At 49.8% G+C, this 24,732-nt stretch carries 27 protein-coding genes; 20 read left to right on the top strand and 7 right to left on the bottom strand.

Going from position 1 to position 24,732, the window contains the following annotated elements; all coding sequences use genetic code 11:
- The first annotated feature begins 22 nt into the window (after nt 1-22).
- Together ACFO9Q_RS22410 and ACFO9Q_RS22415 are read left to right on the top strand one after the other, a co-directional pair.
- Entirely contained in the window at nt 23-1,678 is a 1,656-nt protein-coding gene (locus ACFO9Q_RS22410; protein ID WP_379185799.1) for a glycerol-3-phosphate dehydrogenase/oxidase, read from the top strand.
- 20 nt (nt 1,679-1,698) lie between these two features.
- On the top strand, nt 1,699-2,253 hold the full coding sequence (locus ACFO9Q_RS22415) for a glycerol-3-phosphate responsive antiterminator (RefSeq protein ID WP_379185800.1): 555 nt from the start codon (nt 1,699-1,701) through the stop codon (nt 2,251-2,253).
- A gap of 93 nt (nt 2,254-2,346) precedes the next feature.
- Here the strand turns inward: ACFO9Q_RS22415 and ACFO9Q_RS22420 are convergent, their stop codons facing one another.
- Both ACFO9Q_RS22420 and ACFO9Q_RS22425 read right to left on the bottom strand, forming a co-directional pair.
- The gene (locus tag ACFO9Q_RS22420) at nt 2,347-2,517 is read right to left on the bottom strand and encodes a hypothetical protein (protein ID WP_379185801.1); all 171 of its coding nucleotides are present in this window, start codon (nt 2,515-2,517) and stop codon (nt 2,347-2,349) included.
- Nucleotides 2,518-2,547: 30 nt separating this feature from the next.
- Entirely contained in the window at nt 2,548-3,009 is a 462-nt protein-coding gene (locus tag ACFO9Q_RS22425; RefSeq protein ID WP_379185802.1) for a YtxH domain-containing protein, read from the bottom strand.
- A 169-nt stretch (nt 3,010-3,178) separates the two neighbouring features.
- Here ACFO9Q_RS22425 and ACFO9Q_RS22430 point away from each other — a divergent pair, with 169 nt between their 5' ends.
- From ACFO9Q_RS22430 to rsbW (ACFO9Q_RS22445), 4 genes are all read left to right on the top strand, one after another.
- Entirely contained in the window at nt 3,179-4,315 is a 1,137-nt protein-coding gene (locus tag ACFO9Q_RS22430) for a SpoIIE family protein phosphatase (RefSeq protein WP_379185803.1), read from the top strand.
- Nucleotides 4,316-4,444: 129 nt separating this feature from the next.
- Nucleotides 4,445-4,981, top strand: a complete 537-nt coding sequence (locus ACFO9Q_RS22435) for a hypothetical protein (protein WP_379185804.1) — start codon at nt 4,445-4,447, stop codon at nt 4,979-4,981.
- Nucleotides 4,982-5,097: 116 nt separating this feature from the next.
- Nucleotides 5,098-5,415, top strand: a complete 318-nt coding sequence (locus ACFO9Q_RS22440; protein WP_379185805.1) for an STAS domain-containing protein — start codon at nt 5,098-5,100, stop codon at nt 5,413-5,415.
- A gap of 10 nt (nt 5,416-5,425) precedes the next feature.
- Nucleotides 5,426-5,869, top strand: a complete 444-nt coding sequence (gene rsbW, locus ACFO9Q_RS22445; RefSeq protein ID WP_379185806.1) for an anti-sigma B factor RsbW — start codon at nt 5,426-5,428, stop codon at nt 5,867-5,869.
- 110 nt (nt 5,870-5,979) lie between these two features.
- On the opposite strand, the gene ACFO9Q_RS22450 is transcribed toward rsbW (ACFO9Q_RS22445), so the two are convergent.
- Nucleotides 5,980-6,438: a Dps family protein gene (locus tag ACFO9Q_RS22450; protein WP_379185807.1), complete on the bottom strand. Its 459-nt coding sequence runs from the start codon at nt 6,436-6,438 to the stop codon at nt 5,980-5,982.
- A gap of 204 nt (nt 6,439-6,642) precedes the next feature.
- On the opposite strand from ACFO9Q_RS22450, the gene ACFO9Q_RS22455 reads away from it, so the two are divergent.
- The 8 genes from ACFO9Q_RS22455 (at nt 6,643) to ACFO9Q_RS22490 (ending at nt 14,836) form a co-directional block, all read left to right on the top strand.
- Nucleotides 6,643-7,161: a DUF948 domain-containing protein gene (locus ACFO9Q_RS22455; RefSeq protein ID WP_379185808.1), complete on the top strand. Its 519-nt coding sequence runs from the start codon at nt 6,643-6,645 to the stop codon at nt 7,159-7,161.
- A 15-nt stretch (nt 7,162-7,176) separates the two neighbouring features.
- On the top strand, nt 7,177-7,539 hold the full coding sequence (locus ACFO9Q_RS22460; RefSeq protein ID WP_379185810.1) for an STAS domain-containing protein: 363 nt from the start codon (nt 7,177-7,179) through the stop codon (nt 7,537-7,539).
- The gene (rsbW, locus tag ACFO9Q_RS22465; RefSeq protein ID WP_379185811.1) at nt 7,530-7,976 is read left to right on the top strand and encodes an anti-sigma B factor RsbW; all 447 of its coding nucleotides are present in this window, start codon (nt 7,530-7,532) and stop codon (nt 7,974-7,976) included. Before ACFO9Q_RS22460 ends, rsbW (ACFO9Q_RS22465) begins: the two co-directional genes overlap by 10 nt.
- Nucleotides 7,973-8,725, top strand: coding sequence for a sigma-70 family RNA polymerase sigma factor (locus tag ACFO9Q_RS22470; protein ID WP_379185812.1), 753 nt, complete (start codon nt 7,973-7,975; stop codon nt 8,723-8,725). The genes rsbW (ACFO9Q_RS22465) and ACFO9Q_RS22470 overlap by 4 nt, the downstream gene beginning before the upstream one ends.
- Before the next feature lie 96 nt (nt 8,726-8,821).
- Nucleotides 8,822-11,596 carry a CHASE3 domain-containing protein gene (locus tag ACFO9Q_RS22475; RefSeq protein ID WP_379185813.1) on the top strand — a complete coding sequence of 925 codons (2,775 nt, stop codon included), beginning with the start codon at nt 8,822-8,824 and terminating at the stop codon, nt 11,594-11,596.
- Nucleotides 11,597-11,604: 8 nt separating this feature from the next.
- Nucleotides 11,605-12,471, top strand: a complete 867-nt coding sequence (locus tag ACFO9Q_RS22480) for a CheR family methyltransferase (RefSeq protein ID WP_379185814.1) — start codon at nt 11,605-11,607, stop codon at nt 12,469-12,471.
- A 162-nt stretch (nt 12,472-12,633) separates the two neighbouring features.
- Nucleotides 12,634-12,798 carry a DUF1328 domain-containing protein gene (locus tag ACFO9Q_RS22485; RefSeq protein WP_379185815.1) on the top strand — a complete coding sequence of 55 codons (165 nt, stop codon included), beginning with the start codon at nt 12,634-12,636 and terminating at the stop codon, nt 12,796-12,798.
- Nucleotides 12,799-12,961: 163 nt separating this feature from the next.
- Nucleotides 12,962-14,836, top strand: a complete 1,875-nt coding sequence (locus ACFO9Q_RS22490; RefSeq protein WP_379185816.1) for an ATP-binding protein — start codon at nt 12,962-12,964, stop codon at nt 14,834-14,836.
- Nucleotides 14,837-14,872: 36 nt separating this feature from the next.
- Here ACFO9Q_RS22490 and ACFO9Q_RS22495 read toward each other — a convergent pair whose 3' ends face one another.
- Together ACFO9Q_RS22495 and ACFO9Q_RS22500 are read right to left on the bottom strand one after the other, a co-directional pair.
- Nucleotides 14,873-15,112 carry an NHLP leader peptide family RiPP precursor gene (locus ACFO9Q_RS22495; RefSeq protein WP_379185817.1) on the bottom strand — a complete coding sequence of 80 codons (240 nt, stop codon included), beginning with the start codon at nt 15,110-15,112 and terminating at the stop codon, nt 14,873-14,875.
- A 131-nt stretch (nt 15,113-15,243) separates the two neighbouring features.
- Nucleotides 15,244-16,197 (bottom strand): hypothetical protein, encoded by a 954-nt coding sequence (locus tag ACFO9Q_RS22500; protein ID WP_379185818.1) that lies wholly within the window; start codon nt 16,195-16,197, stop codon nt 15,244-15,246.
- Between the two features lie 216 nt (nt 16,198-16,413).
- Between ACFO9Q_RS22500 and ACFO9Q_RS22505 the strand changes: the two genes are divergently transcribed.
- Nucleotides 16,414-16,995 carry a hypothetical protein gene (locus tag ACFO9Q_RS22505; protein ID WP_379185819.1) on the top strand — a complete coding sequence of 194 codons (582 nt, stop codon included), beginning with the start codon at nt 16,414-16,416 and terminating at the stop codon, nt 16,993-16,995.
- A gap of 47 nt (nt 16,996-17,042) precedes the next feature.
- Complete coding sequence (locus ACFO9Q_RS22510; RefSeq protein ID WP_379185820.1) at nt 17,043-17,453, top strand: YkvA family protein; 411 nt, start codon at nt 17,043-17,045, stop codon at nt 17,451-17,453.
- A gap of 239 nt (nt 17,454-17,692) precedes the next feature.
- Here ACFO9Q_RS22510 and ACFO9Q_RS22515 read toward each other — a convergent pair whose 3' ends face one another.
- Entirely contained in the window at nt 17,693-18,565 is an 873-nt protein-coding gene (locus ACFO9Q_RS22515; protein WP_379185821.1) for an SDR family oxidoreductase, read from the bottom strand.
- 179 nt (nt 18,566-18,744) lie between these two features.
- Here ACFO9Q_RS22515 and efeO point away from each other — a divergent pair, with 179 nt between their 5' ends.
- Genes efeO through ACFO9Q_RS22530 form a run of 3 tightly spaced genes read left to right on the top strand, consistent with a single transcriptional unit; the run spans nt 18,745 to nt 22,763 of the window.
- Nucleotides 18,745-19,608 (top strand): iron uptake system protein EfeO, encoded by an 864-nt coding sequence (gene efeO / locus ACFO9Q_RS22520; RefSeq protein ID WP_379185822.1) that lies wholly within the window; start codon nt 18,745-18,747, stop codon nt 19,606-19,608.
- A gap of 60 nt (nt 19,609-19,668) precedes the next feature.
- Nucleotides 19,669-20,904 (top strand): iron uptake transporter deferrochelatase/peroxidase subunit, encoded by a 1,236-nt coding sequence (gene efeB, locus ACFO9Q_RS22525; RefSeq protein ID WP_379185876.1) that lies wholly within the window; start codon nt 19,669-19,671, stop codon nt 20,902-20,904.
- 17 nt (nt 20,905-20,921) lie between these two features.
- On the top strand, nt 20,922-22,763 hold the full coding sequence (locus tag ACFO9Q_RS22530) for an FTR1 family iron permease (RefSeq protein WP_379185823.1): 1,842 nt from the start codon (nt 20,922-20,924) through the stop codon (nt 22,761-22,763).
- Between the two features lie 32 nt (nt 22,764-22,795).
- On the opposite strand, the gene ACFO9Q_RS22535 is transcribed toward ACFO9Q_RS22530, so the two are convergent.
- Nucleotides 22,796-23,617 (bottom strand): helix-turn-helix domain-containing protein, encoded by an 822-nt coding sequence (locus ACFO9Q_RS22535; RefSeq protein ID WP_379185824.1) that lies wholly within the window; start codon nt 23,615-23,617, stop codon nt 22,796-22,798.
- A 172-nt stretch (nt 23,618-23,789) separates the two neighbouring features.
- On the opposite strand from ACFO9Q_RS22535, the gene ACFO9Q_RS22540 reads away from it, so the two are divergent.
- Nucleotides 23,790-24,602, top strand: a complete 813-nt coding sequence (locus tag ACFO9Q_RS22540) for a phytanoyl-CoA dioxygenase family protein (protein ID WP_379185825.1) — start codon at nt 23,790-23,792, stop codon at nt 24,600-24,602.
- Nucleotides 24,603-24,732 lie beyond the last annotated feature (130 nt).

The raw sequence follows: 24,732 nt of genomic DNA on the forward strand, positions 1-24,732 counted from the left end.
ACTATTGAAGGGGGAAGTTATCATGTCCATATCATTCTCAGGATTAAGAAGGAATGAGCTGCTGCACGCAATGAAGGAGGAGGTATTCGATGTCTTAGTTATTGGAGGAGGCATTACCGGGGCCGGTATCGCGCTTGATGCGCAGACTCGTGGAATGTCTACAGCTCTCATTGAGATGCAGGATTATGCCGCAGGCACATCCAGCCGTTCCACGAAGCTGGTGCACGGAGGCCTTCGCTACTTGAAGCAGTTCGAGGTGAAGATGGTCGCAGAGGTGGGCAAGGAACGCGCCGTTGTCTACGAGAATGCAGCGCATGTGACGACGCCGGAGTGGATGCTGCTTCCGTTCTACAAAGGAGGAACATTCGGGGCGTTCTCTACCTCGATTGGTCTGCGCGTCTACGACTTCCTTGCCGGTGTGAAGCGGGGAGAGCGCCGCAAGATGCTTACCCGTGAGGAGACGCTGCGCCGGGAGCCGCTGCTGAAGCAGGACAACTTGAAGGGCGGAGGCTACTACGTCGAGTATCGGACAGATGATGCACGCCTAACGATTGAAGTAATGAAGAAGGCTGTTGAAGCCGGTGTGAAGGCGGTCAACTACACGAAGGCGAACCAGTTCGTCTATGAGAACGGCAAGGCTGTCGGGGTAGAAGCTGTGGATACGATAACAGGTCAGACTTATACGATCCGTGCACGCCATATTGTGAATGCAACTGGTCCTTGGGTCGATACGCTTCGCGAGCTTGATAAGTCGAAGAATGGCAAGGCGCTGCGACTAACGAAGGGCGTGCATCTCGTATTCGATGGGGAGAGATTCCCGCTGCGCCAGGCCATCTACTTCGATACGCCAGACGGGCGTATGGTATTCGCTATCCCACGGGATGGCAAGACGTATATTGGAACGACTGATACCGACTACACGGCAGATATTGCATACCCTACGATGACGGCGGAAGATCGGGATTACGTCCTTCGCGCGGCCAATGACATCTTCCCGAGCCTTAAGCTGTCGGCTGATGATGTGGAATCAAGCTGGGCGGGTCTTCGCCCGCTCATCTATCAGGAAGGCAAGTCGCCGTCAGAGATATCCCGCAAGGATGAGATCTTCCACTCTCCGTCCGGTCTGCTGACGATTGCAGGAGGCAAGCTTACGGGCTATCGGAAGATGGGGGAGACGGTGACGAATCTGATTGCCGGCAAGCTGCAGCAGGAGACCGGGCGCTCATATCCGTCCAGCCGTACGAAGACGATGGCTCTGTCAGGAGGAGACTTCGGAGGTTCTGCAGCATTCCCTGAGTTCGTTACACAGATGACGGCAGAAGGTGTTAGACTAGGGTTAAGCACTGCAGTTGCCCAGCAGCTCACTACGAGATACGGTACGAATGTGAAGGCTGTCTATTCGAGGATACTACAATCGGAACAGGCTGCCTCTGCCTATGAACTGCCCTCCTATGTCTATGCATCCTTAATGTACGCAATTGAGGAAGAGATGGTTGTGAAGCCGGTAGACTTCTTCGTCCGCCGTACCGGGGCGTTATTCTTCGATATTGATTGGGTACATCGTTGGAAGGAAGCGGTGCTTCGGATCATGAAGGAGTTATTCCATTATAGTGAAGATCAGATGGCTGTCATGACAGCCGATCTGGATAAGCAGCTGCATGATGCTAAGCACGCTTAAGCAGAAGGGGTAGTGAAGCCTTGGCACCACTAATTACACAATCTATTATTCCGGCCATCCGCAATATGAGGGAATTCGAGCATCTGCTGCGGACGGACTATGAATATCTGGTCTTGCTTAATGTTCATGTGGCTGGAGTTCGGGCAGTCGTCCAGCGAGCCGCCCAAGACGGCAAGAAGATGATTCTGCATGCGGATCTCATTGAGGGGCTGAAGTCTGATGAGTACGCAGCGGAGTTCATTGCCCAAGAGGTGAGGCCCGCTGGTATTATCTCGACCAGGCACAATATGCTCCTGACAGCGAAGAAGAAGGGGCTTATAGCAATCCAACGACTCTTCCTGCTGGACACGATGGCACTGGACAACAGCTACGTACATCTGGAGAAGACCAAGCCGGATTATGTTGAGGTGCTGCCTGGCGTTATCCCACATATTATTCGTGAGTTCTATGAGAAGGCTAAGGTTCCAGTTATCGCTGGTGGACTCATTCGTTCGCAGGATGAAGTCCAGCAGGCGCTTCAAGCGGGAGCGGTTGCTGTGACGACCTCTCGCAAGGAGCTCTGGACAGCAAGATAGGATCATCAGTCGGAATTCAGACAATCAGCAAGGGCAGCACGAACAGGTGATGTTACTACCTGTTCGTGCTGCCCTTGCTATATTATGGACCTTCTAATCCTGCTGAGGATCGGGGATGAGGTTCTCCGCCTCTAGCTCTCGATTGGTCTTCATATGCTTCATCTCATCACCAAGCTTCTTCATTTCCTTCTCATTCTGAGCCATCGAGCTATTGTTGTTGTTCTCTAACACTTCATCTGGAATCTTAGGGGGCTTCGTACTCATCCCAGTGTCCTCCTCGCTGTTCGTCTCCGTTCAGTTGAACTTAGGCTGAATATTGTTCAGCTGACTCGGAGCCTCATGCTTCAGATGATCGGCTTGCCTGTTCGCCTCGCTCTGGAGATGGTTCGCCTGTTCTGTCGTCTCATGCTTCACTTCGCTGGCTTGATGGCGAACCTCATCAGCTACTTCGGTCTTCGCCGTGCGAAGCTTATCTGCAAGAACAGCCGTGCTCTCCTTCGCTTGTCCGAGCAGGTCAGAAGCGCTCTTAGTCACGCAGCTGGCGAGATCTGAACTCTTCGCCGTCACTGTGCTTGCAAGGTCGCCGGTCTTCTCACTTAGGGAGCGATAGCGCTCGGCAAGATCCTGGCGCATCTCCACACCGTTCTTGGGCGTGAACAACAGCGCTGATACAGCACCTACCGCAGCACCGATTACTACACCTAGCAGCAGACCTCCACCGGTCCTGCTTGTTGTCGTCATCGTATCGTTACTCATGTCTATCCTCTCCTTCGTTACCTGTAGTTTATTGATGTTGCTCCTAAGCTATATGTAACCTGTCAGGCTGCGGTTGAAACATCTTTCTTTGACACGGATATGATGCCTTGCTATGTTATATGGTATAACTGCAGTAGATTCTCGAGTTAAGGTTAGGAGACCACAAGCAATGACTATAGCTATTGTTGATGATAATGCAACCAATCTGTTAATCATTGAGAAAATATTGCATAAAGCGGGCTATGACGATCTATTCAAAGCCTCCTCCGCCATGGAGCTGTTCGAGGAACTGGACATGGATGCAGAGAGCTCCGCAGAAGTGCCTGTCGATCTTATACTGATGGATCTCATGATGCCTGAGATTGATGGCGTAGAGGCTTGCCGCCGAATTCAAGAGAAGGAACGATTCCGCGACATTCCGATTATCTTCGTTACGGCACTCGGGGATTCGAACAAGCTTGCCGAAGCGCTAGACGCGGGTGCTATCGACTACGTCATGAAGCCCATTAATAAGGTCGAGCTCCTCGCAAGGATACGATCAGCCCTCCGTCTCAAGTATGAGAAGGATTGGCATAACGAGAGGAATAAGCGCATCCGCTACGAGCTGGACTTGGCCAAGCAGGTGCAGCGCAGCGTCCTCTGCGCTCCAATAGCGAATGAGTCGGTCAAGATCGGTGCGCTCTATCTTCCTTCGACGGAGCTTGCAGGTGACTTCTATGCATGGTATCCGCTTGGCCACGGCCGGTATGGCATCATCCTGCTGGATATGATGGGGCATGGTATCTCTTCCTCCCTCGTCTGTATGTACATCTACTCCGCGCTTCAAGATACCATTAACCGAATGAGCGACCCTGTGCAAGTGATGAAGGAGCTCAATCTGCGAATGATGCAGCTTCATATGTCTGATCAGCTCATGAACTATTACTTCACAGCGATCTATATGGTGCTGGATACCAATGCTCGAACAATTGATTATGTGAACGCCGGCCACCCAGCGGGTATCGTCTACGCCGATGGGGAGACGGTGCTGCTCACAGAGGGCTGCTGCGCAATCGGCTTCTTCGAAGATATTGAGATTGTGAAGGGAAGCATCAGTTATGAGCAGAGCGCTAAGATTATGCTCTATACCGACGGCTTGCTGGAGATGATGGAAGGTAATGTGGAGGACGGCGTGCAGCAGCTGATCTCGGAGCTGAAGCATATGGAAGAGGCTGAGCTTGCTCAGCTGCCGCAAGCGATCCAAGAGGAGCTAAGCAATAACCGACAGCCGGACGATATTTGCTTGGTCATGATTCAGGCTTATTAATGTGAACCAACCAGTCCCTCTCACACGGGGCTGGTTCATTTTTTTTTTTTGACCATCGGTGTTTCAACTTCTGAGTATGAGTGTAACAATAAGGAGAAGGACAACTCTGAATCGAGGGGGCTTCAAGCCATGACTAGAATAACCTCGTTAGCCTCACTGTTATTCCTATGTTTATTCGTCATATACACGCCTGCTGCTGTGTCTGAAGGGGGATATCCTCCGCCACCACCCTCTTCTTCTTACATACCTGCTGCAGAGTCAGTAAGCGTACAGGAGATAGGGGACTTCCTGACAGTAGAAGGCGTTAGCTTATATGATCATGAAGAGACTGTTCAAGCTCTGCTCGGCAAGCCGGATGTGATAGAAGATGACCCCGTATTACCTGGCTGCACGACCTATCAATATGGCGGACTAATCGTGAACTTCTACGAGGGAATCGTCGAATATGTAGAAGTGCTTGCTACAGTTCCTGACCTACGAATTAATGAGACGACCATCAAAATGAATCTCGAGGATCTGGAGCAGCAGCTTGGCGAGCCGAGTTATGTGGCCGAGGACGGGCTGGTCTATACTGGCCGCCAAGGGTCCGGCGTCATTAAGCTTATGAAGGATGCCCAGACTGGAGAGTTAACTTCAGTCAGCTTCTTCACCAACATGGAGATCTAATGAAGATAGTAAATAATTGAAGGAGAGAGCTCCCGGAGAGTTCTCTTCGTTGCAGGTTGTGCAGGTAATCGGTTATTGATACTATAGTTGTAAACCGCCCATAGGAGGGAAGTATAATGACGATTAAGAAGTTCCTAATTGAAGTGCAACAGTCAGAAGCTGCTCACATTCTGCACATAGCCGGTGAGCTGGACCTTGCTGCTGCCCAGGAATTCCGAGCTGCCTTGGATTCCGTTGTTCATGATACGAGCAAGACTCTCATCTTGGATGTCCAGGAGCTTAGGTATATAGATAGTACAGGTATTGGCATCATTGTATCTGTCATTAAGATTCGTGATGAGATTAACGCCCCTCTAGCCGTACGCAACATTCCGACAGGCATCAGACGTCTATTCGATATGACCGGCATCTCCGGATTTATCAACGAAGGGTGAGACAGGCAGGATGAAGCGGATTAAGCTGCAGATACCCGCGGAAGCGGAGAATATGGAATTAGTAAGGCTGACCTTATATGGTATTGCTTCCAAGATGGGATTCTCGTATGAGGAGATTGAGGATATGAAGGTTGCGGTTGGAGAAGCCTGCAACAATGCGATTCTTCATGCCTATCCCGAGCAAGAGGCTGCTGGAGTGATTGATCTGGAGTTCCAGACCGATACCAATTATATGACCATCCTGGTGAAGGATCACGGTCCAAGCTTTGAACTTCAAGACAGCTATAAGGATGCTGCGATGCTTGGCGGTCAGAGTATTAGCGAATTGAAGGTTGGCGGCTTAGGCATCTATCTCATGCAAGCTCTAATGGATGAAGTAGAAGTTCAGACGGGTGCTGGTACGGAAGTTCGGATGACCAAGTATAGAGAAGCAAGAGAACCACAGGGCAACTAGCACCATTGCCCGTGTGGTTTCTTTTTTTATGCGAAGAGCAAGTGTGATGGGTAGCGAAAAAAAAGCCGATCGGCATGCAGCCTTCGGCACTTGTGTTGCGGGCGATAAGGTTACTTGCCTAGGAAGGAGGTAAGCATCCAAGCGTGCTTCTCAATTGAATTGCGGATAGAGATCAGCATATCAGCCGTTGGCTGGTCCTTGCTCTCTTCCGCGAGCTCGATGCCTTCTACCAGTTCTTCGGCAAGGAGCTCGAAGTCTGCGGCCAGCTGCTTGACCATATCGGATGCGCTCTCGCTGCCCTTGGCTTCCGATACGGAGGAGAGCTCCAGCTGCTCTTGCAGCGTAGCGGTGGGCTTGCCCTTCCGCGCCAGCAGTCGCTCAGCGATGACGTCTAGATGCAGAGCAGCTTCGGTATACAATTCCTCGAACTTGACATGAAGAGTGAAGAAGCTGTCTCCCTTGACGTACCAGTGATAATGATGAAGCTTCATATACAAGACTGACCAGTTGGCGACTTGCTTGTTCAATACTTCATTCAATGTTTTCGGTTTTGTCGTGGTTTTGGCCATAAGGCATTCCCTCCAATTATTCTCTAATGTACTCGACGTAATCGAGCTGTTCATGACCGTTCATTACCCTGGCTGAGGTGATTTGAAACCATACGAAGTAAGCTTCTTACATTTCCTTCATTGTCTATGTTTCAATAGCGGATAGACAGGGTAACTAGACTATAACTTCAACAAATGTGTGAGAATAGAGAGGAAGTGTAGCTTATGGTATGGGAAATCAGTGTCGCGATTATCGCACTGGCGTTCGTCGTACTTGTCTACTATCTGATTCAGACCTTGAAGTCACTGAAGCATTCATTGGATGAGGTCAGGTCTACCATGGTGGAGGTCAAGAACGAGATTGCTGATATAAGCGTAGAAGTGAAGGGTGTCGTACTCAAAACAAACCAGATGACTTCCGATGTGCAGACGAAGCTGAAGTCGCTTGACCCGCTATTCGGATCGGTTAGTGATATTGGTCAAGTCGTGCATGAGCTGACCTCGACCGTCAAGCAGTCGGCAGTCAGCTTGATTGGAGTCATTCGTGACCGCAGCAACACTCTGAAGAGCGCTTATAAGCGTGAGATCCAGCCTGGCATTGTCCCGATGAATACGAATCAGGTGAATGCAGATAAGCCGCAGATTAAGCTGGATTCCATCATTAACGGGATCGCTGTATCGATGAATATATGGGAGAAGCTGTCGAGCCGCAGAGCGAAGCAGCATGCTGCCGTACAGAAATAAGGAGTGAATGAGAAATTGAGAACAACAGAGAAATCGTTCAGAGTGGTAAAAAAGAGATATGAGGAAGAGAACATCGTATACTTGATTGGGGATCTTGATCTTGCGGCCGCCTCTGATCTTGAAGCAGAGCTCGAACCGTTAATTAATCAAGGGGATCGGACATTAACGCTTAATCTTGGGGAGCTTAAGTATATCGACAGCACCGGAATTGGGTTAATCGTATCCATCCTGAAGCGCAGAGCTGCGATGAAGGCAGAATTCGAGGTTCAGGATATTCCCTACTCCGTTCAGAGGCTGTTCGATCTAACGGGCATCTCTGGTTACCTTCGGAAGAAACCGGCTCAAGCAGGAGCAGAAAGGAAAGAACAATGGACATGAAATCTACCATTGGGCTAACGATACCAGCTGATGCAAGCTATCTGGATCTCGTAAGACTCACGCTATACGGTATCGCTACGAAGGCCGGCTTCTCCTATGAAGAGATTGAGGATATGAAGGTTGCAGTCGGCGAAGCTTGCAATAACGCTATTCTGCATGGCTATGGCAATGATGCGATTGGTGTAGTCGACATTCGCTTCGAGAGAGAAGCAGAGGGGCTAACCATTCGTATTAAGGATGAAGGAAGCAGCTTCCAATACGATCAAGCTTCTCACCGAGAAGCCTCCCTTCATGACAAAAAGCTGAGCGACGCAACCGTAGGCGGATTAGGGCTGTTCATGATGCAGGCTCTAATGGACGATGTCCAAGTTCACACAGACCGCGGTACGGAGGTTGTTCTCACGAAGATGCTTAGCAGAAAAGAGGAAATGGCATGAGTTCACAAACCTCCTCTCAGCTTGATGATCATCTTCTGCAAGCGATGAGCGACTACCAGGCAAGCAGTTGTAAAGAAGCGGCAACGACGCTATTGCTGCATTATGAACCGATCGTTAGGATGGCAGCCGGCAAGATGTCACGCAGCCGTCCTGATCTGTACGAGGATCTGTTCCAGGTTGGGCAGATGTCGATGCTGCGTCTCTTCAAGCAGTTCGATAACAGCGCGGGAATTCCCTTCGAGGCTTACGCCATGAAGAGCATTATTGGCCATCTGAAAAATTACTTGCGCGATAAGTCTTGGTATATTCAAGTTCCGAGAAGAGTAAAGGAGAAAGGCTCGATTGTACAAAAAGCGATCGATGAATTAACGATGAAGCTAGAGCGATCTCCGAAGATTGAAGAGATTGCTGACTTCCTTGAACTGACGGAAGAAGAGACGATTGAGATTCTCGCGGGGCGAGATTATTATCATTACACGTCGCTAGACACCCCGCTTAACAATGATGGGGATAGTGCGACGATTGGTGACTTCATCGCGGGTACGAGTGATGATTATCAATCGACGGATAGACGGCTTGATCTGGAGGAAGCGATTGGACAGCTTAAGGAAGAAGAGCAGATTGTCATTCGCCTCGTCTATCATGAAGGTCAGTCTCAACGGTATATTGCGGATCAATTAGGTGTCTCTCAGATGAGTGTCTCTCGTATTCAGAAGAGAGCGATTGAGAAGCTGAAGCAATGGCTATAAGTTGAATAAGAAGAACGGTAAGCCTCCCTGTGGTATAATGCTAGTATACAGATGGTATTTGGAACATATCTGTATACTGCTCACAAGGAGGCTTATATGTTATTCAGAACGATGAAGCTTGATATCCGCAGGAAGATTATTCTGGGCTATATTTTCATTCTAGTATGCCTGGGTGTATCTGTCCTCGTTGTAGTAGAACGAATTACCGCCCTTCAACAAGAGATAGATTATGTAGCGGAGCATGACATCCATGTCCATGATCTGCTGAATGAGATTGAGAAGAATATCATTAATATGGAGACGGGCCAGCGGGGATATGTCATCACCGGTGATGACCGTTATCTGAAGCCTTATGAAGAGTCTCTGGAGAAGTGGGAAGACAATTACAATCAAGTACGCAGCTTGCTGGCTGACAACGAGTCTCAGATTAGTAATCTCGAGGCGATTAAGCCTGTCATTGAACACTGGATATCAACGGCTGGTGAATATACGATTCAGCTGAGGAAGAATAATCAATCGCAGCAGCTTGCCGAGTTCTTCAAGCAGGATTCAGGCAAGCAGGATGTGGATCAGATCAGAGTGCAGATCTCTTCCTTGCATGACACGGAGAGACAGCTGACTAAGGCAAGAATAGAGCAGCTTAGGAATAGCAATAATAACTTGAAGATTACTCTATATGCCGTATTATTAGTCGTTATTATTATGGCCGTCTTCATCGCACTCTTCATCTCTCGCAACATTGTGAGAACGATCCGACAGGTAATTAACGCTGTGCAGAGTATGGATTCGCAGGAAGGCAGTATGGCTTCAAGAATTCATGTCAATACGAATGACGAAGTAAGAGAATTGGCAGACGCAACTAATCTCATGCTGGACAGCTTCGAGAGACAGTCATGGACGCAGACGAAGATTGCGGAAGTGGCCACTATGTATCAAGGCTGCAATAACAGTTCAGAGTTGACGAGTACTTTCGTTGAACATCTTGCTCCGATGATTGGATCCACCTACGCGGCTGTCTATTTGAAGACAGAGGAGTCTGGACAGGTTCGATATGTGAAGGCGGCTTCTTTTGCCGGGAAGGCGGGAGATATCGGGTATGAGGGGTTCAAGCTTGGTGAAGGGCTCATCGGGCAGTGTGCGGTTGATAAGCGAATGTATATGCTGCACGATCTTCCTGACAACTATGTGAAGATTAGCTCCGGCTTAGGTGAAGCGCCGCCGAGGCATCTGCTCGTTGCACCGATATTCTACGAAGAGGACGTCGTCGCTGTCGTTGAATTCGCTTCGCTGGGATCGTTCGAATCGCAGCATCTGGCTCTCGTTGACAACCTGCAAGGGAGTCTTGGCGTTGCTATTAATAGCGTGCTTGGGCGGATGGAGATTGAGAAGCTGCTGGGTGAATCCCAGATGCTCACAGAGGAGCTTCAAGCTCAATCCGAAGAGCTTCAAGCCCAATCCGAAGAGCTACAGATGCAGCAAGAGCAGCTTCGCTTAACGAATGACATCTTGGAGGAGCAGAAGGATATTGCAGAGCACAGAGCAGACGAGCTGGAGAGAGCGAAGAATGAGCTTGAATTGTTCGCAGAGAAGCTCAGGGAGAGCTCGCAGTACAAGACGGACTTCCTTGCCAATATGTCGCATGAGCTTCGTACTCCTCTCAACAGTATTCTAATTCTATCTCAGCTCTTGTATGAGAATGAGAATGGTACCCTAACGGATGAAGAGGAACATTATTCGAGAGTCATTAACGCTGCAGGTCAAGACTTGCTAACCTTAATTGATGACATACTTGATCTGTCCAAGATTGAGGCAGGCAAGCTGGAGATTGTCATTGACGAAGTGAATATGACGGAGCTGCCACATCTCATGCAGCCATTATTCAAGCCTATTGCAGAGAGGAGGAATATTGCCTTCCACACGAGCATTGACGATAGTGTCCCTAATGTCATGACGACAGACGGTCACAGGCTGCAGCACATACTGAAGAATCTGCTGTCGAATGCCTTCAAGTTCACGGAGAAGGGCAGCGTAACGATGGATATTCGCTCTGCTGCTCCAGAGCGGGTAAGTGAGCTGTTCGGTCAGGATTACCGGGGGACGGTAGCAGCGATCTCTGTGAAGGATACCGGGATAGGTATTCCTAGAGATAAGCAGGATATTATCTTCGAGGCGTTCCAGCAAGTTGACGGTACTACGAATCGTCAATTTGGAGGTACGGGGCTTGGATTGTCGATCTGCAGACAATTCACTAGACTGTTAGGAGGCAAGCTGCTCCTCGCAAGCGAAGTTGGAGTCGGCAGCACGTTCACCTTGTATCTGCCTAACTTGACGGAGGAAGACAAGGCGATCTTAGAAGAAGAGATTGCGGTTCAAGCTGTTGCTGCAGCCGGAATGACTGTCGCTGATAGGTCGGAGTCCGAGGTTCTAGACAACAATAGTAGAATTACGTCTCCTAACGATGCAATTGCTGCGGAGAACTTGTCTAAGGAGCTCATGTTCAAGGGGAAGCGAATCCTACTCGTTGATGATGATGCGAGGAATGTATTCGCCCTGGTCTCCGTCCTGGAGAGCAAGGGAATGAAGGTAGAGACAGCGAACCACGGCAAGGAATGCCTAGATATTCTCGAGAGGGATAGCTCCTTCGATCTTGTCCTTATGGATATTATGATGCCTATTATGGATGGTTATGAAGCGATGAGAGCGATGAGAGCTAATGAACATCTGAGAGAGCTGCCCATCATTGCTCTAACGGCCAAGGCGATGAAGAACGATCGTGAGAAGTGTCTGGAAGCAGGCGCTTCAGATTATATCAGTAAGCCACTCCACATGGAACAGCTCTTCTCATTGATGCGTGTCTGGCTTATCAAGTAGGTGAAGGAATGTCCGAAGGTCAACAGTACTATGATTGGGAGCATGAAGAGGCAGGAGTGAATGAGCGGGATGAAGTGGAGCTCACGCTATTCCTCGAAGGATTATATCTCCTTCATGGATTCGACTTCCGACACTATGTCCGCTCCTCGATTAGAAGAAGGATAACGAATCGAATGCGGCTGGAGAAGCTTCCGACGATGACTGCGCTGCTTGACCGCGTACTCCATAATGATGAGATGCTGGATAAGGTGTTAAGCGACTTCTCCATTAAGGTGACGGAGATGTTCCGTGATCCGAGCTTCTTCCGAGCGTTCAGAGATCAGGTCATTCCCCGTCTAGCGAATTACCCTGAGATAAGGATCTGGCATGCAGGCTGTGCGACAGGGGAAGAGGTCTACTCCATGTCGATTCTTATGCAGGAGGCAGGACTCTCACACAAGACGAAGCTCTATGCCACAGACATGAATGAGTCGGCTATCGAGTCTGCAAGGAGAGGGGCCTTCCCTCTTAAGCAGATGCAGCTGTTCACGAAGAATTACCTCGAAGCGGGTGGCGCGAAGGAATTCTCAGAGTATTACAGCGCCGATCATCAATATGCCTTCTTCCATCCTTCTCTGAAGGAGAACATTATGTTCGCACAGCATAATCTTGTCACCGATGGATCCTTCAACGAGTTCCACGTCATTCTATGCCGCAATGTTCTGATCTACTTCGACACGACGCTGCAGCACCAAGTGCACCAGCTGTTCTATAACAGTCTGGCCTTGGGAGGTATACTTGGTCTAGGGAGCAAGGAGTCAATCGTGCTATTGAACGATTCCATCAGCTATGAAGAGATTGTGCATGGTGAGCCGATCTACCGCAAGATGCGATGAATCATTATTAGTTGAGCTGTCCCGCCCAGGGGCAGCTTTTTTGTTTTTTTAGGTCGTTGTGGCACATATCACCAAGCTGATTCACCGCCCCTTGTTAGGGTTAATAGAAGACATAAGAAGTTGTTGCAAAAAAAAATAAGATAAAAGGGAAGGGTGATGGTCATGTTATATTGGGCAGTCGTATTTCTAGTAGTTGCCATCGTAGCAGCCATATTCGGATTCGGCGGCATCGTAGGAGCAGCGGTTGGGGTAGCCAAGGTATTATTCTTCGTATTCCTAATTCTATTCGTTATCTCTCTCCTTACCGGCAGACGAAGAAGTACCTAGCTTCACCACATAGAATTAGAGAAGAACTGAAGCTTATTGCTTTGGTTCTTTTTTTATTTAAGAGAATAGGTTAGAATTGGGAGTAATGATGACGAAGATTGTCGAATATCGGGTAGGTCTAAAGTCTTGTTTTTTTTATTACGAATATTGAGGTGCTCCTTACATGCTGAACATTCCTAAGGTGATAGCCATAGCTTGTCTTATTCTTATGCTCGTGTTATCCCTGTCTCCAGGTTCTGACGTGCAAGCCCAACAAGATACCTCGAAGCTTATTACGGAGTGGCAGATGGCTTGGGGGGAGCGGCCTGCAGCAGATCATGAATGGTTCAACGTCGATTCAATTAACGGAAGCACAGTGACTCCCCCAGATGGGGTTACTGATGCATGGATAAGAAGCATCATCCCTCCTCAGAATGGAGATCGCGGGTTACTTGTTGAGAAGCTCTATGCCCAAGAGGTGCGCATCTACCTGAATGATCGTCTAATCTATCACGCCAATAGAGATTATCGATACGATCAATATCGTATATTGCTTCCGCTTCCTGTAGAGGAGAGTGAACAGGAGATATTAATAGAACTGCATGGGAATACGGAGCGTCTAGGGTTGCAGAAGCCAATTAGGATGGACCAGTATTCCAATCTCCTTCAGCAGTTTGCCAGTAGAGATTTGCAGAGCTTTATTATCGGAGCCTCTTTGCTTATGATAGCAATCTTCCTTTTTTTGTGCCTTCTGATGATGAAGCGGATTAATCTTCTCCGTTGGAGTTCACTAGTAATTGTGATGTTTTCAATTGGTGTAATGATTATGACTTATTCTCCGTATTTGTACGCCATATACCCGCAATATGGTCAATGGTTTTACTTTTCATTTGACCTTGTATCTAATTTAGTACTGCCTGCACTCTACTTGTTCTTTGAACAAATTATAGGATGGAGTATTATTCGTCGTATGCGGCTAGGTCTTACCTTAGCATTTGGCATTTGTATGGTATCCATGTTTTTACATCTGTTTTGGGATGTCTCCTGGACGAGTAATCTTTATTATCAGTATGTTTCTCTGTTATTTGGAGTCTCCCTTATGATTGGAGGACTCTTATTACCGATTGTGCTGATTCTAGCTGTAAGTAAGGGCAACCGGGATTCATTATTTGCATCCATTGGGTTTACAATTTTTGCAGGGGTAACGGTTTACGAGTTGATTTGGTATTATGTGCAGGATCATCAATATGAACTCTATTTATGGAAGTGGGGGGTGCTATGTTTTGTCTTATCCCTGCTAGTTATCTTCGGGCGGCATATGCAGGCTAATTATGAGAAGGTAGTTAACTATTCCAAGCAATTAGAATCCTATAATGCACACATTCAGCGTTCTGAGAAGATGGAGATTATCAGTCAATTAGCTGCTTCAATTGCACATGAGGTTCGTAATCCTCTGCAAGTGACTAGGGGATTTCTCCAATTGCTAGGGGAGAAATCCAATTCAGACAAAGAGAGAAATTATATGCTGCTCGCAGTTAATGAGCTGGATCGAGCGGCTGGCATTATCACAGATTTTCTAACGTTTGCGAAGCCTCAGCAGGGACAAGTAAGTGTCATTAACATTTCAGAAGAACTGCGTCAGATTGAAGGGATTATTAAGCCGCTAAGTCAGATGGAGGGAGGAGAGATTAAGCTTAATATTCAAGCGAATCTCTTCATAAGCGGGAACTCCTCTAAGTTCAAACAAGCTTTTATTAACATGATTAAGAACAGTATTGAAGCCTTCGAGGAAGATGGATGTGTAGAGATCAGAGCGTATGAGGATATCAATGATGCTGTCATCCATATTCGAGATAATGGGATTGGAATGAATGAGAGTGAGCTGAAGCGACTAGGAGAGCCTTACTTTTCCAACAAGACGAAAGGCACTGGACTCGGATTAATGGTCACTTTTAAGATTATAGAGGTCATGCAAGGGAACATTCAATTTCACAGTATACAAGGGGAAGGAACGGAAGCTGTTATTCGCTTTCCACTTGTCAAATCTAACGCCGTGTAGCTAGCAGCTGCACGGCGTTAGTGTGAATTAATCCTCTTACCACATAGGGCCTTCCACATCTGGTGTCGAGGAGAGTTCTGCAGGGTTAGGTGGTATAATTAAGTAATAGCTGTTCTTCTTCTCTTCTAAAACTTGAATGGAGACTTCCTCGGGAATGTCAATGCCAAATGCTTCATTAATGGCTAGTTTAGGATTCTGAAGGAGCTGAGTCTTGAACTTCTCATCCTCCCAAGCCTTTTCAATAATACGTTCACGCAATGACGCTTGTGCTGACATTTAACTATCATCCTTTCGAACTAGCGAATGATCTTCCTTTACTAGTCTATCATGCGTGACTCGTATAATTCTACATAATTTTTCTATTTTCACCTCAGATAATAGTACTATAGAACTAATTCGTCAGCTGATTAGCATGATGATTCTCCTAAGTTGGATAAGAGCATATGTAAGCCTCCGTGCTTCAAGCGCTGAAGGTTGTTCTGAGTAGAGCGTGCATGGTCACTTAGATAGCGTACTAGATACTGATAATAGGAGAACAGCTCAATTAATCTAGTAGAAGAGGGGAATAAGAGGGCTTCCTCCCTTAAGACTGCGACATACCTGCCCAATATACCCTTCACATATATCGCATTCCTCACTAATTGTGCATCCACTTCTACCCCCGGATATTCAGCCCCAACCATGGCAATGAGACTATTGTAGCTCCCGTCCTGAAGATCCTCCTCCCAATCTGCCCAGTCATCGCACATCTGCAGAGCGAGCAGGACACAGTCAACAGCTTGGCTCAGCTCAGCAACTAGAGACTCTTGACCTCCGAGCAGCAGGGCTCCTGTGGATGACATCTTAAGAGGAGCGGACTTCTTAGCTACGCTAATCGGTGAGGTTATGAAGTAATTATGTGAGGACTCGTTAACGGTTCCCTCCGCCCACTCCGTCGTATAAGACTTCGCATAAGTCCAGAAGGGGGAGGTTGAGGGGAACAGCTCGCGATATCGCTCCAGCAGCTCCTCATACAGCAAGCTTCCCAGCGCAAGCTGCGTTCGAACTCCCTGCGATACAGACGGAGCATCTATCACATCATCTAATAGGAAGTAATGAAGCATGCCGAACACATTCGCAATTGACAGCTTGCGGCATTGCTCCAGCGGTATGCCAGATGTGTCCCGTATCCAATACGGCAGCAGATAGCATATGTAATTGTTCGTGCTGTCCGCTAACAGCGGATTGAACTTATTCATGTAAGCCAAGCCCGCACTCGCGAGCTGACCAGGGAATCGACTGACTGCGTCAGAGGCTTCTGCGAAGACGAGCTCCAACTCCTCGTAATAAGGATTCACCCACGCTTCTGTAATCATAGCCATGATAATCCTCCTACCCTACTTAATTGTAAATATTTGTTGTCACTTGCTGACCACGAGCGTAAGATGAATATATTGTAAAAAAACGTTCCTCCCACCTGCCCACTAGACTTAAGTCGTGGCGACATTTACTACCTGCGATGGTTCTGCTCAGCCACTCCTCTGCATTAAAGTTAATGATAGCTTAATGAATACTTAACGAATGTGGAGGAATGGGCAATGAGTACCGAGCATGAAGTGTATGTGCTGTTAACAGACACAGGTACGCTGCTAACGAGAACAATCAAGTGGTTCACGAAGGATCCGCTTAATCATGCCTCCATTGCCTTCGACAGCCAGTTGAATGAAGTGTACAGCTTCGGCAGGAAAAAACCGAATAACCCCTTCTTCGGGGGATTCGTCAAGGAGAATATGCGCGGCGAGCTGTTCGGGCAAGCGGCGTGTGCGGTCTATCGGTGCACAGTCAGCGGCAGCGCGTTAAGCGAGATTCGAAGGCAGATTGTTCATATGGAGCAGAATCACCACCAATATAAATACAACCTAATCGGAATGTTCGGACTGCTGCTTAATATCGAGATTGATCGGCAGTATGCGTACTTCTGTTCCCAGTTCGTCGCTTCTGTATTCGAGAACAGTGGCGTACATCTCGTGAATAAGTCGTCCCTGCTCGTGAAGCCTGCCGATCTCATCCAGAATCCGCGACTTAAGCTCGTCTATCAAGGCGATATGCTAACCTATATGCAGTCGGTTAGTGCTGAATGCGTAGATTCATCCCATCAAGCAGCGATTCGAACAGCGTAAGGAATGGGTAATACTAGATAGATAATTACAAGAAGGGAGCCAGTCGCATGAATTATGAATCTGGTCAACTCTACTCTGAAGCAACCTTCTGGAACAAGGTGAAGCGATTCGGCCGAACAGCAGGCAGTAAGGTGGTATATCACGCACTGCTGCTGTTCTACGCCTTGCAGAGTCCCAAGGTTCCAGCTTGGGCGAAGACCGTCATCATTGGTGCTCTAGCGTACTTCATCTCTCCGCTTGATGCCATTCCGGATATCGTCCCGGCGGCAGGTTACACGGATGATCTAGGTACGCTTGCAGCAGCGCTCGGTACAATTGCTGTCTACATTAACGACGATATTCGGAATAAGGCGGCAGACAAGCTTGCTTCATGGTTCAGCATGGAAGGCCCGAGTCTCTCCGCTGCAATCGGCCGTGAGCAGCAACCAAGCGGTGAACAGGAACAGACCTTCGTATAAGGGAAGAAGGATTAGCAGCCATCTAAGGGAGAGCGTCGCTCTCCCTTAGATGGCTGCTTGCTTTGATGGATGCCGGATCATACATGTACCGAGTAGATTTGTCGACAACAAGATAAGAATATATGAAGCAATCGTAACTCCATAATCTAATTAGAGCAACAACGTATACGTATGAACTTGTAAGGCGCAAGCAGCCCTGCGGTCAACTCGACCGCAGGGCTGCTTGCAGGTACACGGAATTAACCATTCACGACTTCCCCGCCGTTGACGTGGATGAATTGTCCGGTCACGTAGCTGGAGTCTTCGCAGGCGAGATAGACATAGGCCGGGGCAAGCTCGAACGGCTGTCCTGCTCGCTGCATCGGGGTATCCGACCCGAAGGTGGAGGTGGACTCCGCATCGAAGGTGGAAGGGATGAGCGGTGTCCAGATTGGCCCGGGTGCTACTCCATTGACTCGAATGCCTTGGGCCGCAAGGTTGCCGGCAAGGGCACGGGTGAAGGAGACAATCGCCCCCTTCGTCGAGGAGTAGTCAATTAGGGTCGGGTTGCCTCTGTAAGCCGTGATGGACGCCGTATTAATGATGGCAGAGCCCTGTCCGAGATGAGGCATGACGGCCAATGTGAGGTAGAACATGGCGAATACATTCGTTCGGAAGGTAGCTTCAAGCTGCTCCGCGGTAATGTCCTCGAACTTCTTCTGCACATGCTGTTCAGCTGCATTATTGACCAAGATATGGGGCTTCCCAAGCTCTCTAACGGTCTGCTCCACCGCTTGCTTGCAGAATGCTTCGTCGCCAATATCGCCAGCAATGAGCAGACATCTGCGCCCGGCGGCTTCGACCTTCTCCTTCGTCAGTTCCGCATCCCCATGCTCGTTCAGGTAGATGATCGCGACGTCACAGCCCTCCTTCGCATAGGCGATGGCAACAGCTCGTCCGATACCGCTGTCACCTCCAGTAATGATGGCTGTCTTACCGCTCAGCTTGCCCGCAGCCTTGTAGGTTGCTGATTCATAGATTGGAGGGGGAGTCATCTCCGTCTCCACTCCGGGCTGATGATTCTGGTGCTGCGGGGGGAACACTTCCTTCTTCTTTGTATCTGTATTGGACATGGAATGGATACCTCCTTATTAGGTGTTAGCACTGGTATATTACCCCTATGTAGGAAGGAATAATCGCAAGGAATCATATCCCTACAAGAAGTTATTGACAATGATTATCATTATCGAATATACTTCATTTTGGACAGATAGAGCCATAATCTCAATACGTATAGGGGTTGTCATATTTAATGAAGAGACAGATTGCTGCACTATTCCTTGCAAGTTCCGTTGTGTTCGCCGGCTGCGCTTCAACTAGTAACGAGAAGAACGATTCGAATGTGAATAACGCCTCTGTTAATAATGGTAGTGATGCAGGCGCCAGCCAGATTAACTGGGAACAGATCGTGGCTGATTATCGTGCGTTCGCTACTGAGCAAGCAGATACGGCTATTATTGAGACGGAGAAGTTCACGAATGCCGTTAAGTCGGGAGATATTGAGACGGCTAAGAAGCTCTACGCCCCGACTCGGATGTACTTCGAGCGTATTGAACCTATTGCCGAAGCGATGGGTGATCTGGATCCGAATATTGATGCGCGTGAGAACGATGTAGAAGAGAAGGACTGGCGTGGCTTCCACCGCATCGAACAAGCGCTCTGGGTGAACAATTCCACAGTCGGGCAAGAAGGCTATGCCGATCAGCTGCTCAAGGACGTGAAGCAGCTTCGCGCACTGATGGAGACGGTGGAGGTAGAGCCTAGCCTCATGGTGACAGGTGCAGTCGAGCTGTTGAACGAGGTATCCTCATCCAAGGTTACGGGGGAGGAAGAACGGTATTCCCATACCGATCTCTATGACTTCGTAGCTAACGTGGAGGGAGCTAAGAAGATCTATGTTCTGCTTCAGCCAGAGCTTGCGAAGAAGGATGCTGAGCTGGACAAGCAGATCGGAAGCAGCTTCACGAACTTGGAGAACGCCCTGGCTGCTTATAAGACAGGGGACGGGTACAAGTCTTACCTCGACTTGAAGGAAGAAGATACTAGGAAGCTGAGCCAGCTGCTGGACGCTCTAGCCGAGCCGTTGTCCCAGATGGGCACAACGCTGGGGGTGTAATCAGCTGTGACGGATAGAAGAACCTCAACTGAACCATCCGATGGATTGCTTCGCAAGCCGATGAGCCGCAGAGACATGCTGCGGCTGGCTGGAATCGGCGTTGGCGGCCTGCTCCTCGGCGCCGGCGGCGTTGGCGGCCTGCTTGCTGCTGAAGCGGAGGCTCCCTCCAAGGCAGGGGCAGTTAGCCGTGATGACCTGGTACCTTACTACGGGCAGCATCAAGCCGGTATTGCTACACCTCCGCAAGACTTCATCGTATTCGCGGCAATGGACTTGACTACAAGCTCACTAGCGGATGTACGTGAGCTATTTCAAGCTTGGACGGAAGCTGCTGCTGCAATGGCGGCAGGAGAGATGCTCGGGGAGAAGAATACGACGCTGAATGTTCCTCCCTCTGATACGGGAGAGGCGGCGGGGCTCACTCCTTCCAGAACGACGATTACCTTCGGCATAGGAGCTTCCTTCTTCGACTCACGCTTCGGCCTTGCCTCGAAGCGACCTCAGTCATTCCAGGACCTTCCCGCCTTCGGCGGTGATGAGCTGCGACCGGAATGGAGTGGAGGGGATATCGGCATTCAAGCCTGTGCCAATGATCTGCAGATTGCCTTCCACGCCATTCGCAATCTGGCCCGTATCGCTCGCGGGAAGGCTGTGCTTCGCTGGACACAGGAAGGCTTCCAGCGTACCGGCGGTGCGGATCCGACAGGGGCAACCCCTCGCAATCTGCTCGGCTTCAAGGACGGAACGGCTAATCCGAATACAAGCGATGCCGACCTGATGAAGGATGTCGTGTGGGCACAGCATGCAGACGGGGCCGAGTGGATGACAGATGGCAGCTATATGGTCGTTAGGCGTATTCGCATGCGCGTCGAAGTATGGGATCGTTCGACGCTTGGCGACCAAGAAGCCACATTCGGCAGACATCGTGACAGCGGAGCTCCGCTTGGGGGTAAGCGCGAGCATGACGAGGTTGACCTGAACAAGAAGGATGATAAGGGTAATCCGGTCATACCGATCGATTCCCATGTTGCTCTTGCTCGTGGAGACGGCTCGATCAAGATTCTTCGCCGCTCCTATTCCTATTCCAGCGGGATGGATACGAAGACGGGTCAGCTCGATGCAGGGCTGCTGTTCGTCTGCTACAATCGCAATCTCAGCAAGCAGTTCATTCCGATGCAACGGAGAATGGGTGAGAGCGACCGGCTGAATGAATATATCGTGCATACCGGCAGTGCGATCTTCGCCTGCTTCCCTGGTGTAAGCAAGGGCGGATATATCGGGCAGACGCTCTTCTAGGAAGGGGAAGTGCAAGGATGAGATTAAGACAACTACGATTACCATCACGGCTGCTGCACACGGTGTTCAACAGGATGGCCTTCATCGTATTGGCCTTAGGCATAGGGGCCAGCTGCTTCACCTATCCAGTTGCCGTATCTGCTGCAGCATCAGCTGACAAGGATCAGAACGAACAGCTCCAAGAGCTGCTCCCGCTGGTCGGCACTGCACTGGTCGAAGCAGGCCAGAGCGAATGGCAACAAGCGCTCAAGCAGATCCAACAGGCGGCTGCTCTATGGGGGCAGCTATCGCCTGAGAATACGGACTTAACAGCTAATGTCGATTCCGCGATCGCAGCCGCATTGAAGGCGCTGAAGACCCCTGAGGATGATACTCAGGCTGCCAAGCAGTCATTGTCACAGCTGGCTAGAGCGGTCAATGATTACTTGAAGGATCAAGAGGTCGAACAGGCCGGCTCGCTGACAGGCAAGGAAGCTGCGAAGAGTATGGTTCCTACTGTCCAAGCCCTGCTCCGTCATATTGAAGCTGGTGAATGGGTGAAGGCCAAGGCCGAGTACAACCGTATGAATAGCGGCTGGCCTAAGGTAGAGAGATCGGTGCGGAAGGACAACTTCACCGTGTATGGCATCATGGAGACCCATATGAGCATGATTCGGATCTCTCTGCAGGCTGAGCCCCCTAGAGCTGAGCAAGCTGTCAGTGAGACTGAAGGCTTGCTGGAGATTATAGACCGTTACGCTTCCGGAGAGATCAAGTCTCAGCCGGTAAGCGACAGCTTGACTGTGAAGGATCTGGTAGCTGTCTTGGATACGGCCCTTGCTGATCTGAAGGCAGGACATATCTCCGAAGCAGAGGGGCAGCTTCAAGCGTTCATTGCGAAGTGGCCAGCCGTAGAGGGGCAAGTATCCATCCGCTCCGCAGCTGCGTATACGAATATTGAGAGCCAGATGACGCAAGCAGTGAGCTACTTGCTCGAGAGTCCGCCGCGTGCAGCCAAGGCTGAGGAGACAGCGTCCTCTATGCGTGAGCAACTGCTCCCGCTCATGGAGGAGAAGCGGTACAACGCTGTGGATGCGGGCGTCATCTTGTTCCGCGAAGGTCTCGAAGCTATATTAGTGCTCGCGGCATTACTCTCTTACCTGAAGAGGACAGGTCATGGAGAGAAGCGCAGGTGGATCTGGTCCGGGGTATGGACGGGGCTGCTGCTTAGCGGAGTGATGGCCTATGTCTTAACTTACTTCATCGCACAAGCCGCTGCCGGAAGCGCGAGAGAGATGATTGAAGGGGCAGCAGGACTAGTCTCGGTGGGACTCATGCTAACCGTAGGTCACTGGCTGCACAGCAAGTCGAATCTAGCGGTATGGAATCGCTATATTGACCAGCAGATGGGCAAGGCCTTAGCGAGGGGGAGCTTGTGGTCGCTATTCGCCGTAGCAGCTCTTGCCATCATGCGCGAAGGGGCAGAGACAACGATCTTCTACGTGGGCATGGCACCTTCGATCGACATGTGGCAGCTGGTGCTAGGATTCTCAGTAACCTTCATTCTATTAATAGGACTCGGTTACTTCATCATACGGTTCAGCGCCAAGCTGCCCATACGGCCATTCTTCCTGACGGCTTCTGCCCTAATCTATTACCTGGTCATTCGATTCCTTGGAGAGAGCATTCACTCTCTGCAGGTTGCACGCATCCTACCAGCACATCCATCTGAGAGCTTGCCCCAGTGGACCTGGATAGGTGCATACCCGACATGGGAGACGACGCTGCCTCAGCTAGCCGTTCTCTCCTATGTGTTGTACAGGTTGATGAAGAGCCTGTTCACTCCATCTACCTCTACAGAAGCGAGGCTGCAGCGATAACATCGCTGCGGTCTCTCTTGTATAACAGCCCCTCATGGCTTGGACCGCTTCTGCTTCCGATAGTCGGACGGACTCATGCCCAGCCGCTTGTGGAATTGATTAATGAAGTGATTATAATTCGAGAATCCCGTATCATAGGCAATGTCTGCAGCGCTTCGATCCGTATGCTCCATGAGCAGAGCAGCCTGCCCGATCCGCATCTGATTCAGAGCGTCAATCATAGATTGCCCGGTACTCTCCTTGAACAGATGCGACAATCTCGAGGGCGACAGACCTACAGCTGCCGCAAGAGCTTCAATCCGAACAGGTTCACGAAGGCTCTGAGACAGCCGGTGCAGCGTCTCTTCCACGCGGCCATCGATTCGCTGCTGTCTGCTCTGCGCTAGCAGGATTAGCACCTCGTGCAGCGAGTGGATGCACAGCTCATGCCAATAATCCCCGCGCTCCGTAGAATCCGATAGAATTCTCTTGAATGCCCGGTAGATTCTCTTCCTCGCCGTCTCATTGCTCACATGCTGGTTATAGAGCTCCTCCTCGGGCAGCAGGCTCAGGTCCATCCGCCCCGTAGCGAAGTGAGCCCATACGAAGTGCCAGCTGCCTCCCGGAGCTGTCCCGTATTGATGAGGAGTCCCCGCCTTCAGCAGCGTTATCTCACCCGCCTTGCAGCGCAGCTCGCTCCCAGGAGTGCGGAAGCACCCTTCCCCGCTTAGCGTATAAGTAATCAGCCAATCGCCCATTCCCTGCGGACGTGAAGTGGCATAATGCTCCCCCTCGTGAAAATGTCCCGCCAGCACAATGCCATAGGAATCTCCGCTATATTCATCAGGAGAATTAATGGAACGTATTCGATTCATCTCTCTAGCCTCCAGCCATTATGAGCTAATTAGAGCATATAGGCAGCTGAATCATTCTGCAACCTAGCAGCAGGATTGTGTGACAAGATAGCATCATTGTTACTTCTCACGCAGTGCAGCATTCCTTATGATAAAGGTACAAGAACTAAGGTTGCACAAGGAGGCAGACATAGTGACTACATCACTAAGGGCACTAACACAAGAGCAGAAGGAGCACTTCGATAGAGAGGGTTATCTGATCGTCAAGGGCCTATTCAGCGGGGAGCAGCTGGAGGAGATTGGAGCGACATTCGAGGAGATTAGCCATCACACTGTTCCAGGGCACTTCGAGCCCAATATGGATGCGGATGCGAATGACCCGCTCAGGCGGTACCCGAGAGTCATGCATCCTCATCGCTTCAACGAGACGGCCAAGCGTTATATGCTGCACGAGCCTGTACTCGCCGTCCTCGAAGATCTATATGGGGAAGAAGCATATGCCGCGCAGAGCATGTTCTACTACAAGCCGCCAGGCTCTAGGGGGCAAGCGCTCCATCAGGATAACTTCTATCTTCAGGTGGAGCCGGGCAATTGCATAGCGGCATGGACGGCAGTGGATGCTGCAACCGAGGAGAACGGTGGGCTGCTCGTCGTCCCGAAGACCAATGATTACAACATCGTCTGTCCGGACATCGCGGATTCCGAGGAGTCATTCACGACACATTATGTGAAGCCTCCGAAGGAGGAGAAGGCCATTCCAGCGGTAATGGATCAAGGAGATGTCCTGTTCTTCAACGGCAATCTCATCCACGGCTCCTACCGCAACAAGACGAAGGATCAATTCCGGCGGGCCTTCATCTGCCACTATGCGAATTCATCCGCAACGAAGATCTCTCATTACTACAAGCCCTTGTATCGCGGAGATGGGTCCGAAGTGACGCACATCGAGGACAATCCAGACGGCGGGCCATGCGGTGTGGAATTCGATCGAGCTTACCCTCATTAATGCTACACCCTGCAAGAGCCGGACGCCCTAAGGCGTCTGGCTCTTGCTTTATTCATCCGTTCATCCGTTCCTTACTTTGACAGAAGTTCAATCATAGATTATGATTTGCTTCAGCTAGCTCAACTAACGT

The organism is Paenibacillus sp. GCM10023252, from assembly GCF_042653305.1.
In the GTDB taxonomy this organism is placed as follows: Bacteria; Bacillota; Bacilli; order Paenibacillales; family Paenibacillaceae; genus Pristimantibacillus.

Bases quoted from the DNA above. Each gene is read 5' to 3' on its own strand.
- ACFO9Q_RS22410 (WP_379185799.1), top strand. From the start codon at position 23: ATGTCCATATCATTCTCAGGATTAAGAAGGAATGAGCTGCTGCACGCA.
- ACFO9Q_RS22420 (WP_379185801.1), bottom strand. From the start codon at position 2,517: ATGAGTACGAAGCCCCCTAAGATTCCAGATGAAGTGTTAGAGAACAAC.
- ACFO9Q_RS22425 (WP_379185802.1), bottom strand. From the start codon at position 3,009: ATGAGTAACGATACGATGACGACAACAAGCAGGACCGGTGGAGGTCTG.
- ACFO9Q_RS22430 (WP_379185803.1), top strand. From the start codon at position 3,179: ATGACTATAGCTATTGTTGATGATAATGCAACCAATCTGTTAATCATT.
- ACFO9Q_RS22435 (WP_379185804.1), top strand. From the start codon at position 4,445: ATGACTAGAATAACCTCGTTAGCCTCACTGTTATTCCTATGTTTATTC.
- ACFO9Q_RS22440 (WP_379185805.1), top strand. From the start codon at position 5,098: ATGACGATTAAGAAGTTCCTAATTGAAGTGCAACAGTCAGAAGCTGCT.
- rsbW (WP_379185806.1), top strand. From the start codon at position 5,426: ATGAAGCGGATTAAGCTGCAGATACCCGCGGAAGCGGAGAATATGGAA.
- ACFO9Q_RS22450 (WP_379185807.1), bottom strand. From the start codon at position 6,438: ATGGCCAAAACCACGACAAAACCGAAAACATTGAATGAAGTATTGAAC.
- ACFO9Q_RS22455 (WP_379185808.1), top strand. From the start codon at position 6,643: ATGGTATGGGAAATCAGTGTCGCGATTATCGCACTGGCGTTCGTCGTA.
- rsbW (WP_379185811.1), top strand. From the start codon at position 7,530: ATGGACATGAAATCTACCATTGGGCTAACGATACCAGCTGATGCAAGC.
- ACFO9Q_RS22470 (WP_379185812.1), top strand. From the start codon at position 7,973: ATGAGTTCACAAACCTCCTCTCAGCTTGATGATCATCTTCTGCAAGCG.
- ACFO9Q_RS22475 (WP_379185813.1), top strand. From the start codon at position 8,822: ATGTTATTCAGAACGATGAAGCTTGATATCCGCAGGAAGATTATTCTG.
- ACFO9Q_RS22480 (WP_379185814.1), top strand. From the start codon at position 11,605: ATGTCCGAAGGTCAACAGTACTATGATTGGGAGCATGAAGAGGCAGGA.
- ACFO9Q_RS22485 (WP_379185815.1), top strand. From the start codon at position 12,634: ATGTTATATTGGGCAGTCGTATTTCTAGTAGTTGCCATCGTAGCAGCC.
- ACFO9Q_RS22490 (WP_379185816.1), top strand. From the start codon at position 12,962: ATGCTGAACATTCCTAAGGTGATAGCCATAGCTTGTCTTATTCTTATG.
- ACFO9Q_RS22495 (WP_379185817.1), bottom strand. From the start codon at position 15,112: ATGTCAGCACAAGCGTCATTGCGTGAACGTATTATTGAAAAGGCTTGG.
- ACFO9Q_RS22500 (WP_379185818.1), bottom strand. From the start codon at position 16,197: ATGGCTATGATTACAGAAGCGTGGGTGAATCCTTATTACGAGGAGTTG.
- ACFO9Q_RS22505 (WP_379185819.1), top strand. From the start codon at position 16,414: ATGAGTACCGAGCATGAAGTGTATGTGCTGTTAACAGACACAGGTACG.
- ACFO9Q_RS22510 (WP_379185820.1), top strand. From the start codon at position 17,043: ATGAATTATGAATCTGGTCAACTCTACTCTGAAGCAACCTTCTGGAAC.
- ACFO9Q_RS22515 (WP_379185821.1), bottom strand. From the start codon at position 18,565: ATGTCCAATACAGATACAAAGAAGAAGGAAGTGTTCCCCCCGCAGCAC.
- efeO (WP_379185822.1), top strand. From the start codon at position 18,745: ATGAAGAGACAGATTGCTGCACTATTCCTTGCAAGTTCCGTTGTGTTC.
- efeB (WP_379185876.1), top strand. From the start codon at position 19,669: ATGAGCCGCAGAGACATGCTGCGGCTGGCTGGAATCGGCGTTGGCGGC.
- ACFO9Q_RS22530 (WP_379185823.1), top strand. From the start codon at position 20,922: ATGAGATTAAGACAACTACGATTACCATCACGGCTGCTGCACACGGTG.
- ACFO9Q_RS22535 (WP_379185824.1), bottom strand. From the start codon at position 23,617: ATGAATCGAATACGTTCCATTAATTCTCCTGATGAATATAGCGGAGAT.